We start from the raw sequence: 14,694 nt of genomic DNA, 5'->3' as shown, positions 1-14,694 counted from the left end.
AAGGCGAGGGTATGACCTTGCAGGTGCAATCCGCGATTTCGCTCAAGCCGTTCAACACGTTCGGCGTGGATGTTCAGGCTCTGCTGTTTGCCGAGGCGCACAGTGATGACGATGTTCGCGAGGCTCTGGCATATTCGGCCGAGCACGACGTACCGCTGCTGGTGATTGGCGGTGGCAGTAACCTGCTGCTCAGTGGTGACGTGCAGTCACTGGTCGTGCGCATGGCCAGCCGCGGCATTCGCATCGTGCATGAGGACTGTCTCGAGTCGATTGTCGAGGCAGAGGCTGGCGAGCCCTGGCACCCGTTTGTGCAGTCCTGCCTGGAACTGGGGCTGGCGGGGCTTGAAAACCTCAGCCTGATTCCAGGCACCGTTGGCGCTGCACCGATGCAGAACATCGGTGCTTATGGCGTCGAGATCAAGGATGTATTCCATGGCCTGACTGCGCTGGATCGTGAAACAGGCGAGTTGCGCGAGTTCTCTCTGCAGGATTGTGCCTTCGGCTATCGCGACAGCGTATTCAAGCATCAGGCCGCGCGCTGGCTGATCTTGCGCGTGCGCTTCAAGCTCAGTCGCGTAGCCACTCTGCACCTTGAATACGGTCCGGTTCGTCAGCGTCTCGACGAGCTAGGTATCGATAAGCCAACCCCGTTCGATGTCAGCCGTGCGATTTGCGCCATTCGCAGTGAAAAGCTGCCTGACCCAGCGGTGTTGGGCAATGCCGGCAGTTTCTTCAAAAACCCGATTATCCCTGCCGAACTGTACGCGACGATCAAGCAGCAGTATCCAGGCATCGTCGGCTACCCGCAGGACGATGGTCGTGTGAAGCTGGCGGCCGGATGGCTGATAGAGCAGGCTGGCTGGAAGGGGTACCGTGACGGTGACGCCGGGGTGCACAGGCTTCAGTCTCTGGTGCTGGTCAATTACGGACATGCCAGCGGCTTGCAGCTATTGAACCTGGCGCGCCGCATTCAGACCGACATCACCGAACGTTTTGGTGTGGAGCTGGAAATGGAGCCCAATCTTTACTGAGACTGCAGCGTGACCAGAGAGTGATGCTGAATCGCAGCTGTAAAAAAGCCCCGCCTGTCTGCACAGGCGGGGCTTTTTCATGGGCCGGGGTTAAACGAGGGGTTTAGGCTCGTTTTCTTTCTCGGCTTCATGTTGCGGTTTGACTGCTGGTTGCTCGGTTGCCGCTTCTTCAGCCTGTTCCTCGATTGCCGGTGCAGGCTTTGCCGATTCTGCTTCAGCAGCAGGCGCTGCCTCGACGACTGGAGTGCTGGCAGCAGCTTCCTGCTGACGGCGTGCTTCTTCTTCACGCTTGCGGCGACGAACTTCACGAGGATCGTTCGGTGCGCGGCCCGTGCTGCTGACCACTGGTGCAGGCGCTGCTTCTACAACTGCAGGTGCCTGCTCTTGTGGGGCAGGTGACTGTTCTTCAACGACCGGCTGAGGCGCGACGTAAGGAGCAGGCTCTTCTTTTACCGCTACCGGCTCGACAACAGCAGCAGGTGCAGGCGTTGGCAGTTCGGATGATTCAGTGGCTGGCACTTCCTCATGAGCCGCTGCTTCGAACTGCACCTGTGGTGCTGGCTCTGGCGTTGGCTTGAACGGCACTACGCGTTCTGCGTGAGGTGCTTCGAACAGTTCGGACTGCGCAGCAATGGCAGGTGCTTCGACCGCTGCCGGCTGAACTTCAACCTCTGGAGCTGGCTGCACTACAGGAGCGTCGTCTGCCACTGGGGCTTCAACGGCAGGCGCTTCGACAGTCGCCTCGGCAACAGTCGGTGCTTTTTCGGCAACCGGTGCTTCGTTGGCTGGTGTTTCAGCTACTGGCGTTTCAGCCGTATGTGCTTCGGCAGCAGGTGCCTGATGCACCGGCTCGGCGTCTGCAGTGACTGCATTGCTGTTGGCGCGTTCGGCCTGCTGATGCGCATCGGCTTCGGCAGGCGCGCTGATCACGCTGCTTGCAGCCGAGGCGGCGGCGGTGAAGCCCAGACCAGCCGACAGGTCGGTGGCGCTGCCTTCTTCTTCGTTGCCATTCTCTTCGGAGCCTTCGATCACGTTGCCATTGGCATCGCGCTGACGCTCACGACGATTGCTGCGACGACGCTGGCCACGCGAGCGGCGGCGAGGGCGGTCGCCTTCGCTACCGTCGTTGCCTTCCTGGTTCTCGTCGTTGACCTGCTCTTCGTTGAGCAGCACTTCCTCTTCTTCGCTCACGGCGGCCGCGGCCTGTTCGGCACGTGGTTGACGTTCTTCACGAGGCTGGCGTGGCTGGCGCTCTTCGCGTGGAGCACGTTCAGGACGTTCTTCACGGGCAAGGTTCACGGCAGGGGCCGCGTCCAGAGGTTCGCGCAGCTCGCGGACCGGACGATCTTCGCGTGCTTCACGCGGCTTGCGCTCGCGGGAGGTGCGCGCCGGACGCTCTTCGCGTGGTGTCGAGTCTTCGCGGGCTTCACGAGGTTCGCGAGCGGCGCGTTCTTCACGAGGTGCACGTTCCTCGCGAGGTGCGCGCTCTTCACGCGGTGCGCGTTCGGCACGTTCTTCGCGCGGGGCACGTTCTTCACGAGGCTTGCGTTCTTCATCGCGACGGTTGTTGCGGCCACGGCTCTGCTGGCGACCGTTACGGCGCTCTTCATTGCGGGCCGGACGCTGTTCTGCAACAGGTTTTTCAACCACAACCGGGGCGGCGGGCTCTTCCTTGGTCGCGAACAGGCTGACCAGGGATTTCACCAGGCCCTTGAACAGGCTTGGCTCGTGAGCGGCAGGTGCAGGCGTCGGTGCGGGCGCAACGGCTTCTACCGGAACGGGGGCATTGGCACGAGCAGGGGCAGTCTTGACGGCCGCTTCCTGACGAACCAGGGTGCGGGTTGCCGCGGCCAGAGGGGCAATCTCTTCCACTTCGGCAGCCGCCGCAGCAATTTCGTAGCTGGTCTGGCTGCTATGCGCTTCCGGGCTGTCATCACGCAGTCGCTGAACTTCGAAGTGCGGAGTCTCCAGCTGATCGTTCGGCAGGATGATGATGCGCGCACGGGTGCGCAGTTCGATCTTGGTGATCGAGTTGCGTTTCTCGTTGAGCAGGAAAGCCGCAACCGGAATAGGGACCTGGGCGCGCACTTCTGCAGTGCGGTCTTTCAGGGCTTCTTCTTCGATCAGGCGCAGAATGGCCAGAGACAGCGATTCGACATCCCGGATAATGCCGGTGCCGTTGCAGCGAGGGCAAACGATGCCGCTGCTTTCACCCAGCGATGGGCGCAGGCGCTGACGGGACATCTCCAGCAGGCCGAAGCGCGAGATGCGACCGACCTGAACGCGGGCGCGGTCTGCTTCCAGGCTCTCGCGGACTTTTTCTTCCACGGCGCGCTGGTTCTTGGCTGGCGTCATGTCGATGAAGTCGATGACGATCAGGCCGCCGATATCACGCAGACGCAGTTGACGGGCGATTTCCTCAGCCGCTTCAAGGTTGGTCTGCAAGGCGGTTTCTTCGATGTCGCTGCCTTTGGTAGCGCGCGCCGAGTTGATGTCGATGGACACCAGGGCCTCGGTCGGATCGATGACGATGGAGCCGCCGGAAGGCAGTTCGACCACGCGCTGGAAGGCAGTTTCGATCTGGCTTTCGATCTGGAAGCGGTTGAACAGGGGGACGCTGTCTTCGTACAGTTTGATCTTGCTGGCGTACTGCGGCATCACCTGGCGGATGAAGGTCAGGGCTTCTTCCTGGGCTTCAACGCTGTCGATCAGGACTTCACCGATATCCTGACGCAGGTAGTCACGGATGGCGCGGATGATGACGTTGCTTTCCTGGTAGATCAGGAAAGGAGCCGAGCGGTCCAGGGACGCTTCCTTGATGGCGGTCCACAGTTGCAGCAGGTAATCGAGGTCCCACTGCATTTCTTCGCTGCTGCGGCCCAGGCCGGCAGTGCGAACGATCAGGCCCATGTCGGCTGGAGCGATCAGGCCGTTTAGCGCTTCACGCAGTTCGTTGCGTTCTTCACCTTCGATACGGCGCGAGATGCCGCCGGCGCGAGGGTTGTTCGGCATCAGGACCAGATAGCGGCCTGCAAGGCTGATAAAGGTGGTCAGGGCGGCACCCTTGTTGCCACGCTCTTCTTTCTCGACCTGAACGATGACTTCCTGGCCTTCGCTCAGGACATCCTTGATGTTGACGCGGCCTTCGGGAGCTTTCTTGAAGTATTCGCGGGAGATTTCCTTGAGTGGCAGAAAGCCGTGGCGCTCAGAGCCGAAATCGACAAAGGCAGCCTCAAGGCTGGGTTCGATGCGAGTGATTCGGCCTTTATAGATGTTGGCCTTCTTCTGCTCGCGTGCACCTGACTCGATGTCCAGGTCGTAGAGGCGCTGGCCGTCTACCAGTGCAACACGCAACTCTTCGGGTTGAGTTGCGTTAATCAGCATTCTTTTCATGTAGTACCGTCGGTTTCCGGGCTGCCGGAAACGGCGTTCGGCACACACGACTTCTCACGGTCGGTGTCAGGGCGCGTCAGGAGTGGTTGGACACTCCAGTGTCTAGCGAGGTCCTCGCCCAGAGGGGGCGGAGGGTCGCGACGACGTTTCCTGCTTGCTGTGGTGGCGTAAGACACCCTTTCAGCAAAAGCTTTGTCAGGAGGAGGAATCGACCATCGGTAGCGGACGAGATGAAGCGTCTAGAACAAGCCTTGTGCTACACAGTCCGATGGTTGTGCGTCTCCACCCTACACGTATCCCTGATAATTCGGGTGCTGCCGCGCGCAGAATCCGCAGCGGGTTGGCATTTACCGCGATCTTCGATAGGGAAGGTCGCGCATCATGGCTTGAGGCGTTGTTCCCGAAGCATTCGCTCGTAGCGTCTGGAAGCGACTGCACTTTGTGAACTGGCCATGAACTGTCCGCACTGGCCGCGAGCTGTCTGCTCTGCTGTCAGGCGTGTTTCCGGCCTCATGTCACCTGCGCTCGTTACGTTTCCAGCGTGCTCCGTTGTCACCGAACACTGCGTAGGACGGCCTCCCGTCCTTGTGAATTGCGTTGGTCAGGGCCGGTTGTCAACCGTTGGTCCGCTGTCCGGCCGCTTTTGGCGGCGTTCGCGACTATAGCAGCAATCATTAAGTGCTTCAAATCCATAAAAAATTGTTATCATTTGCGGCATGACGAATATTGCCCCTCCAACCCCCGGCGTCCAGCTGGTCGAGGTTGCCCCGGAACTTGCCGGTCAACGCATCGATAATTTTCTGATCACTTATCTCAAGGGTGTGCCCAAAACCTTGATTTACCGCATTTTGCGCAAGGGCGAAGTGCGTGTGAACAAGGGGCGGATCAAGCCCGAGTATAAGCTGCAGGCAGGCGATATCGTGCGTATTCCCCCTGTGCGCGTGCCCGAGCGCGACGAGCCGGTGCCGGTCGCGCAGGCTTTGTTGCAGCGCCTTGAAGCGGCGATTGTCTACGAAGACAAGGCGTTGATCGTGCTCAACAAGCCTGCGGGTATCGCCGTGCATGGTGGCAGTGGCCTGAGCTTTGGTGTGATCGAGGCATTCCGCCAGTTGCGTCCCGATGCCAAGGAGCTTGAGCTTGTGCATCGTCTTGATCGCGACACGTCCGGGCTGCTGATGATTGCCAAGAAGCGCAGCATGCTGCGTCATCTGCACGAAGCCTTGCGTGGCGACGGCGTCGACAAACGCTACATGGCGCTGGTCCGCGGTAACTGGGCGACAGCGCTGAAGCAGGTGCGTGCGCCGCTGATGAAAAGCAATCTGCGTTCCGGCGAACGTATGGTCGAGGTCAATGAAGAGGGCAAGGAGGCTTTGACGATTTTCAAGGTGCTGCGTCGTTTCGGTGACTTTGCCACCATGGTCGAAGCCAAGCCAGTCACTGGTCGCACCCATCAGATCCGCGTGCATACGCTGCATGCGGGGCACGCCATTGCAGGCGACACCAAGTACGGTGACGAGAATTTCAGTCGCGAAATTCGCGATCTGGGCGGCAAGCGCCTGTTTTTGCACGCTTACATGCTGACCGTGCCGATGCCCGATGGCAGCAAGCTGAATGTGCAGGCGCCTGTCGATGAGATGTGGGCCAAAACAGTGGAGCGTCTGAGTGCGTCGTGATTACGATCTGTTGATTTTCGACTGGGACGGCACGCTGGCCGACTCGATCGGACGCATTGTCCTTTCCATGCGCACGGCTGCCATCGAGACCGATCTTGAAGTTCGCGACGATCTGGCGATCAAGGGCATTATCGGCCTGGGGCTGCCCGAGGCGATCCGGACCCTCTATCCACAGATCAGCGGCAATCAACTGATCGATTTCCGGCAGCGCTATGCTGACAGCTACATGGCAATGGATAATGTGCCCTCGCCGCTGTTCGAAGGCGTTCTGGAGTCGATGCAGGCGTTTCGCGAGGATGGCTATCGTCTTGCGGTTGCAACCGGCAAGGCGCGTCGCGGGCTGGACAGGGTGCTGAAGGCCAACGGCTGGCTGGATTACTTCGATGCTACCCGGGCTGCCGACGAAACAGCCAGCAAGCCTGACCCATTGATGTTGAACGAGATCATGGCGCACTGCGATGTTGCGCCGCAGCGTTCGTTGATGATCGGCGATGCATCGTTCGATCTGCTGATGGCCCGCAATGCGGGTATGGATTCGGTTGCCGTGGGGTACGGCGCGCAGCCGCTTGAGTCGTTGCGCCAGTTCCAGCCGCGGCTGGCTATCGAGCATTTTTCCGAGCTGCGTACCTGGTTGAACGGTCGCGGCGTCTAGTTTCAGGGTTGGAGTGATTGGAACATGTCTGACGAATGGAAGGCACCTGTCTCGCAGAGCGCAGACGAGGGCATCAATAACAGGGAAGAGGCAAAAAGCTGGAAACTTCTTGAAAAGACGCTGCTGGCCAGTGTTCAGGAGCAGCGTCGTGCGCGTCGCTGGGGGATCTTTTTCAAGCTGTTGACCTTCGCGTTTCTGTTTGTTGCGGTGATTGTGCCGATGCTGGATTTCGATGGCGGCACATCGCGGCGCTCCAGCCACACAGCGTTGATTGATGTGCAGGGCGTGATTGCCGACAAGGAGTCGGCCAGTGCCGAGAATATCGTCACCGCGTTGCAGAAGGCATTCGACGATGAAAAAACCAAGGGTGTGATTCTGCGCATCAATAGCCCTGGTGGCAGTCCTGTGCAGTCGGGTTACGTATATGACGAAATCCGTCGTCTGCGCGCCGCAAAGCCGGACATCAAGGTCTATGCCGTCATTACTGACCTGGGGGCTTCCGGGGCTTATTATATCGCCAGCGCCGCCGACCAGATTTATGCCGACAAGGCCAGTCTTGTAGGGTCCATTGGTGTGACGGCAGCCGGTTTCGGGTTTGTCGGTGCCATGGATAAGCTCGGCGTTGATCGACGCACCTACACATCGGGCGAGCACAAAGCCTTCCTTGATCCGTTTCAACCGCAAAAAGCTGAAGAAACGCAGTTTTGGCAGGGCGTGCTGGACACGACTCATCGTCAGTTCATCGCCAGCGTCAAGCAGGGGCGTGGTGAGCGTCTGAAGGACAAGGATCATCCCGAGCTGTTTTCAGGGTTGATCTGGACTGGTGAGCAGGCCGTTGCGCTCGGTCTGGTGGATGGTCTGGGCAGTGCAAGCTATGTTGCGCGGGATGTGATCAAGGAAAAGGACATCGTCGAATATACTGTCGAAGAGTCGCCATTTGATCGTTTTTCGAAAAAGCTCGGCACCAGTATCGCCGAGCGAATAGCCATGCTGGTCGGTTTCAATGGGCCCAGCCTGCGCTGATGGTCTGTTGTCGATAAAAGAACCCGGTCATTGGCCGGGTTCTTTTGTCTGGGGTCAGGGCACGCTGACGCCTTCCTTTATCAGCATGTCCACCAGTCTTATCAGGGGCAGGCCGATCAGGCTCGTCGCATCGCTGCCGTCGGTGCTGCGAAACAGGCTGACGCCAAGGCCTTCTGCCTTGAAACTGCCTGCGCAGTCATAAGGCTCTTCTGCATGCAGATAGCGCTCGATGCTGGTGCGGTCGAGTTCACGCATGTGTACCGTAAAAGGCACACAATCGACCTGGCACTCGCCTGTGGTGCTGTTGAGCAGTGCCAGGCCGGTCAGGAACGTAACACTTGTGCCGCTGGCGGCCGTCAGTTGCTCAAGCGCGCGCTCGAAGGTGTGGGGCTTGCCAAGTACCTGTCCATCCAGCGCGGCGACCTGGTCTGAGCCAATGATCAGGTGGCGCGGATACTCGTCCGCCAGCGCCTCGGCCTTCTCTCGGGCCAGGCGCCGTACGAGGTCGTGTGCAGTCTCGCCGGGGCGGTGGCTTTCATCAATGTCCGGAGACTTGCAGGCGAAGGGCAGGCGCAGGCGAGTGAGCAACTCGCGGCGGTAAGAAGAGCTGGAGGCAAGTAGCAGGGATGGCATGCGATTCTCCGTAGGCTGAGTGTTGATTCTAAAGAGTGGTCGGAGTGACGAACAGGCCTGAATTTCCTTTGACATGCCAAGGGGGCATCCCTAGAATGCTGCGCCTATGTTGAATGACCCGATTCCATCTCACGTTGACCCGCGCAAATTGTCTGATCGCGGCACTACCCTTCAGGGTGAAGTGCTGCTGGGCGATTTGAAGAGACTCTGCGACCCGCTTGCCGACACTGTCGGTACGGTGCAGGCGAAATTCGTTTTTGAGCGTGACGAACGTCGTTCGGTGGTTATCCACAGTTCGATAGACGTTCCGGTCAAGATGGTTTGCCAGCGTTGTCTTGAGCTGGTGACCCTGCCGATCCACAGCGAATGCAGTTACGCCGTGGTGAAGGAGGGTGCGAATACCCAGTCGTTACCGAAAGGTTATGACGTGCTGGAACTGGGCGAAGATCCTTTGGATCTGCTGGCATTGATCGAGGAGGAGCTATTGCTCGCCTTGCCCATTGTGCCTGCTCATCATCCTGAAGAATGCCAGCAACCGGCGGGTCTCGATGAGCCCGAACCGAGCGTGGACGAGGTAACGCGGTCCAACCCGTTCAGTGTATTGGCGCAGTTAAAGCGTGACCCAAACGTTTAGGAGTTAATCAATTATGGCTGTTCAGCAGAACAAAAAATCCCGCTCTGCCCGTGACATGCGTCGTTCGCACGACGCTCTTGAGGCAAGCACTCTGTCGGTAGAAAAGACCACTGGTGAAATCCACCTGCGTCACCACGTATCGCCAGAAGGCGTATACCGTGGTCGTAAAGTGATCGACAAGGGCGCTGACGAGTAATTTCTTGTCCGCTCCGATCATCGCGATCGACGCAATGGGCGGGGACTTCGGTCCCCGCAACATTGTTCAGGCAAGTCTTGCGTGCCTGACAGCTACGCCCTCGCTTCATCTGGTCCTCGTCGGCCAAGCCTCCCTGATTGAAGAACTCATTGCCCGCCATGATGCTGTGGATCGCTCTCGCCTGCGTGTCGTGAATGCCGGCGAGACCATCGCGATGGACGAACTTCCTTCCCAGGCTCTGCGTGGCAAGCCTGATTCCTCAATGCGCGTGGCGCTCGGGCTTGTGGCAGGCGGGCAGGCCCAGGCGTGTGTCAGTGCCGGTAATACCGGTGCGCTGATGGCGCTTTCCCGATTTGTCCTCAAGACCTTGCCGGGGATTGATCGTCCTGCGATGGTCGCGGCCATACCCACTCGATCAGGCCATTGCCAATTACTGGACCTGGGGGCGAATGTCGATTGCAGCGCCGAAGCGCTCTATCAGTTTGCCGTGATGGGCTCAGTGCTCGCCGAGATCCTTGGTGTCGCAACGCCCAGAGTGGCCTTGCTCAACGTCGGCACTGAAGACATCAAGGGCAACCAGCAAGTCAAGCGTGCCGCCGGTCTTCTGCAGGCTGCCTCGGGACTTAACTACGTTGGCTATGTGGAAGGCGACGGGTTGTACCGGGGCGAGGCTGATGTGGTGGTATGCGACGGCTTTGTCGGTAACGTGCTGCTCAAGTCGAGTGAAGGGCTGGCGAGCATGATTGCTGCCAGAATCGATACACTGTTCAATCGTAACCTGCTGAGCAGGGCTGTCGGGGCGCTGGCGTTGCCGTTGCTCAGGCGACTGCAGACGGATCTGGCACCCGCTCGTCATAATGGTGCGAGCCTGCTCGGGTTGCAGGGGGTTGTGGTGAAAAGCCATGGCTCTGCCAGTGTCTCAGGATTCCAGAGTGCGATTCAGCGAGCGATTGTAGAATCCCGTGAAAACCTGCCGCAGCGTTTGAAAGGGCGACTTGAGACGCTGTTTCAGAACGGGCGGACCTGAAAATGTGACGCACCAGACTGGTCAGTCATCCAACCGATCAGTCATGTAAATTTGAATTCCCGCGTTCGGCTTGTCCGGACGCCCATTTTGGCGACAATAATTCAGAGGCTTGTCAAATGTCTGCATCCCTCGCATTCGTCTTTCCGGGTCAAGGATCGCAATCGCTCGGCATGCTCGCCGAGCAAGGCGCGCAGCATCCGTTGATCCTCGACACTTTCGAGCAGGCTTCCGAGGCCCTTGGCTATGACCTGTGGGCGTTGACCCAGAACGGTCCTGTCGAATCGCTCAATCAGACCGACAAGACCCAGCCTGCGATCCTGACTGCTTCCGTAGCGTTGTGGCATGTCTGGTTGGCAGAGGGCGGTGCAGTTCCTGCTTTTGTCGCAGGCCACAGTCTGGGTGAATACAGCGCGCTGGTAGCTGCGCAAAGCCTGAGCCTGGCTGACGCGGTGAAGCTTGTCGAGCGTCGCGGCCAGTTGATGCAGGAAGCGGTGCCGGCCGGTCAGGGTGGTATGGCCGCCATTCTGGGGCTTGATGACGCCGACGTCATCGCCGCATGTGCCGAGGCGGCGCAGGGCGAGGTCGTCAGTGCAGTGAATTTCAACTCGCCGGGCCAGGTCGTGATTGCCGGGGCTGCCGAGGCCGTCAAGCGCGCCATGGAGCTGTGCAAGGCGCGCGGTGCCAAGCGTGCATTGCCGTTGCCGGTCAGTGTGCCGTCGCACTGCGAGCTGATGCGCCCGGCCGCCGAGCGTTTCGCCGAAGCTGTCGAAGCCATCGAATGGCAAGCGCCTGAAATCGCGCTGGTACAGAACGTCAGTGCCAGCGCAGTCAGTGATCTGGCGACGCTCAAACGTGATCTGCTGGAGCAACTGTATAAACCGGTACGCTGGGTTGAATCCATTCAATGTCTGGCGAGCCGCGGAGCGACCCAGCTTGTGGAGTGTGGGCCGGGCAAGGTACTGGCCGGTCTGAACAAGCGTTGCGCCGAAGGCGTGATTACTTACAACCTTGATACCCCAGACGCCTTTGCCGCCGCGCGTGCGGCACTGGCCTGATTAGGAGACGCCTGCATGAGCCTTCAAGGTAAAGTTGCACTGGTAACCGGTGCAAGTCGCGGTATTGGTCAAGCCATCGCCCTGGAATTGGGGCGCAATGGTGCTGTCGTTGTGGGCACGGCAACGTCCGAGTCCGGTGCCGAGCGCATCAGCGCGACGCTCAAGGAAAACGGCATCGAAGGCTTTGGTCTGATGCTCAACGTCTGCGATGCCGATTCCGTGAACTCGGTCTTGTCGACCATTCAGGAGCGCGTCGGTGCACCGTTGATTCTGGTCAATAATGCCGGTATCACCCGTGATAATCTGATGATGCGCATGAAAGATGACGAATGGTCCGATGTCATCGACACCAACCTGAACAGCCTTTTCCGCCTTTCCAAGGGTGTTTTGCGCGGCATGACCAAGGCGCGTTGGGGCCGTATTATCAGCATTGGTTCGGTTGTGGGTGCCATGGGCAACGCCGGTCAAGTAAACTATGCTGCCGCGAAGGCCGGGCTGGAAGGTTTCGGCAGGGCTCTGGCTCGTGAAGTGGGCTCGCGTGCAGTAACCGTCAATTCGGTTACGCCCGGTTTCATCGACACTGACATGACACGTGAGCTGCCTGAAGCTCAGCGTGAGTCACTGATTACCCAGATACCCCTGGGCCGTTTGGGGCAGGCTGAAGAGATTGCGCATGTAGTCGCTTTTCTTGCGTCCGAAGGCGCAGGCTACGTTACCGGGGCCACAATCCCTGTTAACGGCGGCATGTACATGAGCTAATGTGACGATCTGTTTCAAAAAAATGTCATACGAGCTGTCTAAAATCCGTTATAAAGCTGCAATCTATGAATGGGCAAAGGTACGGTTGGCGACAAGGGGAGAGCGTTAAGCTTGAAATTCGCAAAACCTCTTCTATACACTTACCCACTGGCCAGATGCCTGAACATTTCCACTAGGAGTTAAAACTAGGTATGAGCACCATCGAAGAGCGCGTCAAGAAAATCGTTGCAGAGCAACTTGGCGTCAAATCAGAAGAGGTTGTCAACACTGCTTCTTTCGTTGAAGACCTGGGCGCTGACTCCCTGGACACCGTCGAGCTGGTAATGGCTCTGGAAGAGGAATTCGAGACCGAAATCCCTGACGAAGAGGCGGAAAAGATCACTACCGTTCAAGCAGCAATCGACTACGTCACCAGCCATCAGGCTTAAGATTTGTAATCGCTGACTGCTGTCACGGGAAAACCGCACTGCTTTAACCGGCGTGCGGTTTTTTCTTTAAAAAACGCTGTGATTGTTCGTAACTGATTGTTCCGTAAACAAGAGAGAAGGAGAGTCCTGTGTCGCGTAGACGCGTCGTGGTCACCGGGATGGGTATGCTTTCGCCACTGGGCAATGACGTGCCCAGCAGTTGGCAAGGCATTCTGGCGGGCCGCAGTGGCATTGGCCTTATCGAGCACACGGACTTGTCAGCCTTCACCACCCGCTTCGGCGGTTCGGTCAAGGGCTTCAACGTTGAAGAATACCTCGCGCCCAAAGAAGCGCGTCGGCTCGATCTCTTCATTCAGTATGGTCTTGCGGCCAGTTTTCAGGCCGTGCGTAACGCAGGCCTCGAAGTCACTGATGCAAACCGTGAGCGCATTGGCGTTGCCATGGGTTCGGGCATCGGTGGTCTGACCAATATCGAAAACAGCAGCCGTCTGCTGCACGAGCAAGGTCCGGGGCGGATTTCACCGTTTTTCGTGCCGGGCTCGATCATCAACATGATTTCCGGTTTCCTGTCTATCCATCTGGGTGCGCAGGGGCCTAACTACTCGATCGCCACAGCCTGCACCACTGCAACCCACTGCATCGGCATGGCAGCTCGCAACATTGCCTACGACGAAGCGGACGTGATGATTGCCGGTGGCGCTGAAATGGCCGCCTGTGGCTTGGGATTGGGCGGATTTGGCGCGGCGCGTGCGCTGTCGACACGCAATGACGACCCGACCCGTGCCAGTCGTCCCTGGGACAAGGGGCGCGATGGTTTCGTCCTGTCCGACGGTGCCGGGGCAATGGTGCTTGAAGAGCTTGAGCACGCCAAGGCGCGCGGTGCGACCATCTATGCCGAGCTCGTCGGATTCGGCATGAGTGGCGATGCCTATCACATGACCTCACCGCCTGACGATGGTGCCGGTGCCGCGCGCTGCATCGTCAACGCGTTGCGTGATGCCAGGGTCAATCCCGATCAGGTGCAGTACATCAACGCACACGGTACTTCGACGCCGGCAGGCGATCTGGCCGAGGCGTCTGCCATCAAATCGGTATTCGGTGATCACGCCTACAAGCTGGCCGTCAGCTCGACCAAATCGATGACAGGCCATTTGCTGGGTGCTGCCGGGGCTGTCGAAGCGATTTTCAGCGTGCTGGCAATGGTTGATCAGGTGGCTCCGCCGACTATCAACCTGGATGAGCCGAGTGAAGGCTGCGATCTGGATTTCGTGCCTCACGAAGCACGCCGGATGCCCATCGATGTCGTCCTGTCCAACTCGTTCGGGTTTGGTGGCACCAATGGCTCGCTGGTATTCCGTCGGTTCGCCGAGTAATGCCTGGCTGGGTCGATGGCTGCCCGGCAGATGCCTTGTCCCTCAAGAACCGCGGGCTGGCCTACGGCGATGGGCTGTTCGAAACCATTGCCGTCAAGGCCGGGCAGCCAGTGCTGCTCGAGCGTCACCTGCAGCGTCTTGAAAGCGGATGCCAGCGACTTTCGATTGCTGCCGATCATGCGCTGCTTCGCGCAGAAATGACCCGCTTCGCCGCAGAACTTGGCGACGGGGTCATGAAGCTGATACTCACCCGTGGCGACAGCCAGCGTGGCTATGCTCCGGCTCTGGACACTCCGTCACGCCGAATCCTGCAAGGCGGCCCGACGCCCGTTTATCCCGGTGCACATGCCGAGCGGGGTGTGCGCCTGTTCGACTGCCGGACTCGTCTGGCCGAACAGCCGCTGCTTGCCGGGCTCAAGCATCTGAATCGCCTGGAGCAGGTGCTCGCCCGTTCCGAATGGAGCGATAGCGAGCATGCCGAAGGCTTGATGCGCGATACCTCGGGGCGGTTGATCGAGGGTGTCTACAGCAATCTTTTTCTGATCAGCAAAGGCTGTCTGCTGACGGCCGATCTGAGCCGCTGCGGGGTTGCAGGGGTGATGCGCGCCGAGCTGCTCGATCAGGCACGAAATCTGGAACTGGCTGTCGATATCCGTGATTTGCACATGTCCGACCTGGAATCGGCGGACGAAGTGTTTCTATGCAATAGCGTCTACGGCGTCTGGCCGGTTTGCGGCTTTGCAGCGTCGAACTGGCCGGTCGGGCCGCTCACCCGTAAACTGCAAGGCATTGCTCGCACCCTTCTGGATATCTGATT

General features: G+C 59.0%; 14 protein-coding genes. 12 read left to right on the top strand and 2 right to left on the bottom strand.

The window, feature by feature from the left end; genetic code table 11:
• Positions 1-11: 11 nt before the first annotated feature.
• On the top strand, positions 12-1,031 hold the full coding sequence (gene murB, locus ALO80_RS25980) for a UDP-N-acetylmuramate dehydrogenase (protein WP_055011047.1): 1,020 nt from the start codon (positions 12-14) through the stop codon (positions 1,029-1,031).
• Between the two features lie 90 nt (positions 1,032-1,121).
• Here murB and rne read toward each other — a convergent pair whose 3' ends face one another.
• Complete coding sequence (gene rne / locus ALO80_RS25975; RefSeq protein WP_445940069.1) at positions 1,122-4,424, bottom strand: ribonuclease E; 3,303 nt, start codon at positions 4,422-4,424, stop codon at positions 1,122-1,124.
• 716 nt (positions 4,425-5,140) lie between these two features.
• On the opposite strand from rne, the gene rluC reads away from it, so the two are divergent.
• From rluC to sppA, 3 genes are read left to right on the top strand one after another with little or no spacing between them, the layout of a single operon-like run.
• Entirely contained in the window at positions 5,141-6,097 is a 957-nt protein-coding gene (rluC, locus tag ALO80_RS25970) for a 23S rRNA pseudouridine(955/2504/2580) synthase RluC (RefSeq protein WP_055011045.1), read from the top strand.
• On the top strand, positions 6,087-6,749 hold the full coding sequence (locus tag ALO80_RS25965) for an HAD-IA family hydrolase (protein ID WP_055011044.1): 663 nt from the start codon (positions 6,087-6,089) through the stop codon (positions 6,747-6,749). Before rluC ends, ALO80_RS25965 begins: the two co-directional genes overlap by 11 nt.
• A 24-nt stretch (positions 6,750-6,773) precedes the next feature.
• Entirely contained in the window at positions 6,774-7,772 is a 999-nt protein-coding gene (gene sppA / locus ALO80_RS25960; RefSeq protein WP_055011043.1) for a signal peptide peptidase SppA, read from the top strand.
• 54 nt (positions 7,773-7,826) lie between these two features.
• On the opposite strand, the gene ALO80_RS25955 is transcribed toward sppA, so the two are convergent.
• On the bottom strand, positions 7,827-8,405 hold the full coding sequence (locus tag ALO80_RS25955; RefSeq protein ID WP_055011042.1) for a Maf family protein: 579 nt from the start codon (positions 8,403-8,405) through the stop codon (positions 7,827-7,829).
• 106 nt (positions 8,406-8,511) lie between these two features.
• Between ALO80_RS25955 and ALO80_RS25950 the strand changes: the two genes are divergently transcribed.
• The 8 genes from ALO80_RS25950 to pabC all read left to right on the top strand — a co-directional run bounded on the left by ALO80_RS25950 (position 8,512) and on the right by pabC (position 14,692).
• A complete protein-coding gene (locus ALO80_RS25950; RefSeq protein WP_002552687.1) occupies positions 8,512-9,039 on the top strand; it encodes a YceD family protein in 528 nt (175 codons plus the stop codon).
• Between the two features lie 13 nt (positions 9,040-9,052).
• Positions 9,053-9,235 (top strand): 50S ribosomal protein L32, encoded by a 183-nt coding sequence (rpmF, locus tag ALO80_RS25945; RefSeq protein ID WP_002552688.1) that lies wholly within the window; start codon positions 9,053-9,055, stop codon positions 9,233-9,235.
• 4 nt (positions 9,236-9,239) lie between these two features.
• The gene (gene plsX / locus ALO80_RS25940) at positions 9,240-10,262 is read left to right on the top strand and encodes a phosphate acyltransferase PlsX (protein WP_055011041.1); all 1,023 of its coding nucleotides are present in this window, start codon (positions 9,240-9,242) and stop codon (positions 10,260-10,262) included.
• 116 nt (positions 10,263-10,378) lie between these two features.
• The gene (gene fabD, locus ALO80_RS25935) at positions 10,379-11,317 is read left to right on the top strand and encodes an ACP S-malonyltransferase (protein ID WP_054984642.1); all 939 of its coding nucleotides are present in this window, start codon (positions 10,379-10,381) and stop codon (positions 11,315-11,317) included.
• A 15-nt stretch (positions 11,318-11,332) separates the two neighbouring features.
• On the top strand, positions 11,333-12,076 hold the full coding sequence (gene fabG / locus ALO80_RS25930) for a 3-oxoacyl-ACP reductase FabG (RefSeq protein WP_054984643.1): 744 nt from the start codon (positions 11,333-11,335) through the stop codon (positions 12,074-12,076).
• Positions 12,077-12,267: 191 nt separating this feature from the next.
• A complete protein-coding gene (acpP, locus tag ALO80_RS25925; RefSeq protein ID WP_002552692.1) occupies positions 12,268-12,504 on the top strand; it encodes an acyl carrier protein in 237 nt (78 codons plus the stop codon).
• A 128-nt stretch (positions 12,505-12,632) separates the two neighbouring features.
• Complete coding sequence (fabF, locus tag ALO80_RS25920; RefSeq protein WP_004408311.1) at positions 12,633-13,877, top strand: beta-ketoacyl-ACP synthase II; 1,245 nt, start codon at positions 12,633-12,635, stop codon at positions 13,875-13,877.
• The gene (pabC, locus tag ALO80_RS25915) at positions 13,877-14,692 is read left to right on the top strand and encodes an aminodeoxychorismate lyase (protein WP_055011040.1); all 816 of its coding nucleotides are present in this window, start codon (positions 13,877-13,879) and stop codon (positions 14,690-14,692) included. Before fabF ends, pabC begins: the two co-directional genes overlap by 1 nt.
• The last annotated feature ends 2 nt before the right edge of the window (positions 14,693-14,694 follow it).

Origin of the sequence: Pseudomonas caricapapayae, from assembly GCF_001400735.1 — a bacterium.
GTDB classification, from domain to species: domain Bacteria; phylum Pseudomonadota; class Gammaproteobacteria; order Pseudomonadales; family Pseudomonadaceae; genus Aquipseudomonas; species Aquipseudomonas caricapapayae.
Note: the sequence above shows the minus strand (reverse complement) of the source record. Positions and strands in the feature narration are given on the sequence as shown.

Excerpts from the sequence above, each read along its gene's own strand:
- murB (WP_055011047.1), top strand. The coding sequence starts at position 12 with ATGACCTTGCAGGTGCAATCCGCGATTTCGCTCAAGCCGTTCAACACG.
- rne (WP_445940069.1), bottom strand. The coding sequence starts at position 4,424 with ATGAAAAGAATGCTGATTAACGCAACTCAACCCGAAGAGTTGCGTGTT.
- rluC (WP_055011045.1), top strand. The coding sequence starts at position 5,141 with ATGACGAATATTGCCCCTCCAACCCCCGGCGTCCAGCTGGTCGAGGTT.
- sppA (WP_055011043.1), top strand. The coding sequence starts at position 6,774 with ATGTCTGACGAATGGAAGGCACCTGTCTCGCAGAGCGCAGACGAGGGC.
- ALO80_RS25955 (WP_055011042.1), bottom strand. The coding sequence starts at position 8,405 with ATGCCATCCCTGCTACTTGCCTCCAGCTCTTCTTACCGCCGCGAGTTG.
- ALO80_RS25950 (WP_002552687.1), top strand. The coding sequence starts at position 8,512 with ATGTTGAATGACCCGATTCCATCTCACGTTGACCCGCGCAAATTGTCT.
- rpmF (WP_002552688.1), top strand. The coding sequence starts at position 9,053 with ATGGCTGTTCAGCAGAACAAAAAATCCCGCTCTGCCCGTGACATGCGT.
- fabD (WP_054984642.1), top strand. The coding sequence starts at position 10,379 with ATGTCTGCATCCCTCGCATTCGTCTTTCCGGGTCAAGGATCGCAATCG.
- fabG (WP_054984643.1), top strand. The coding sequence starts at position 11,333 with ATGAGCCTTCAAGGTAAAGTTGCACTGGTAACCGGTGCAAGTCGCGGT.
- acpP (WP_002552692.1), top strand. The coding sequence starts at position 12,268 with ATGAGCACCATCGAAGAGCGCGTCAAGAAAATCGTTGCAGAGCAACTT.
- pabC (WP_055011040.1), top strand. The coding sequence starts at position 13,877 with ATGCCTGGCTGGGTCGATGGCTGCCCGGCAGATGCCTTGTCCCTCAAG.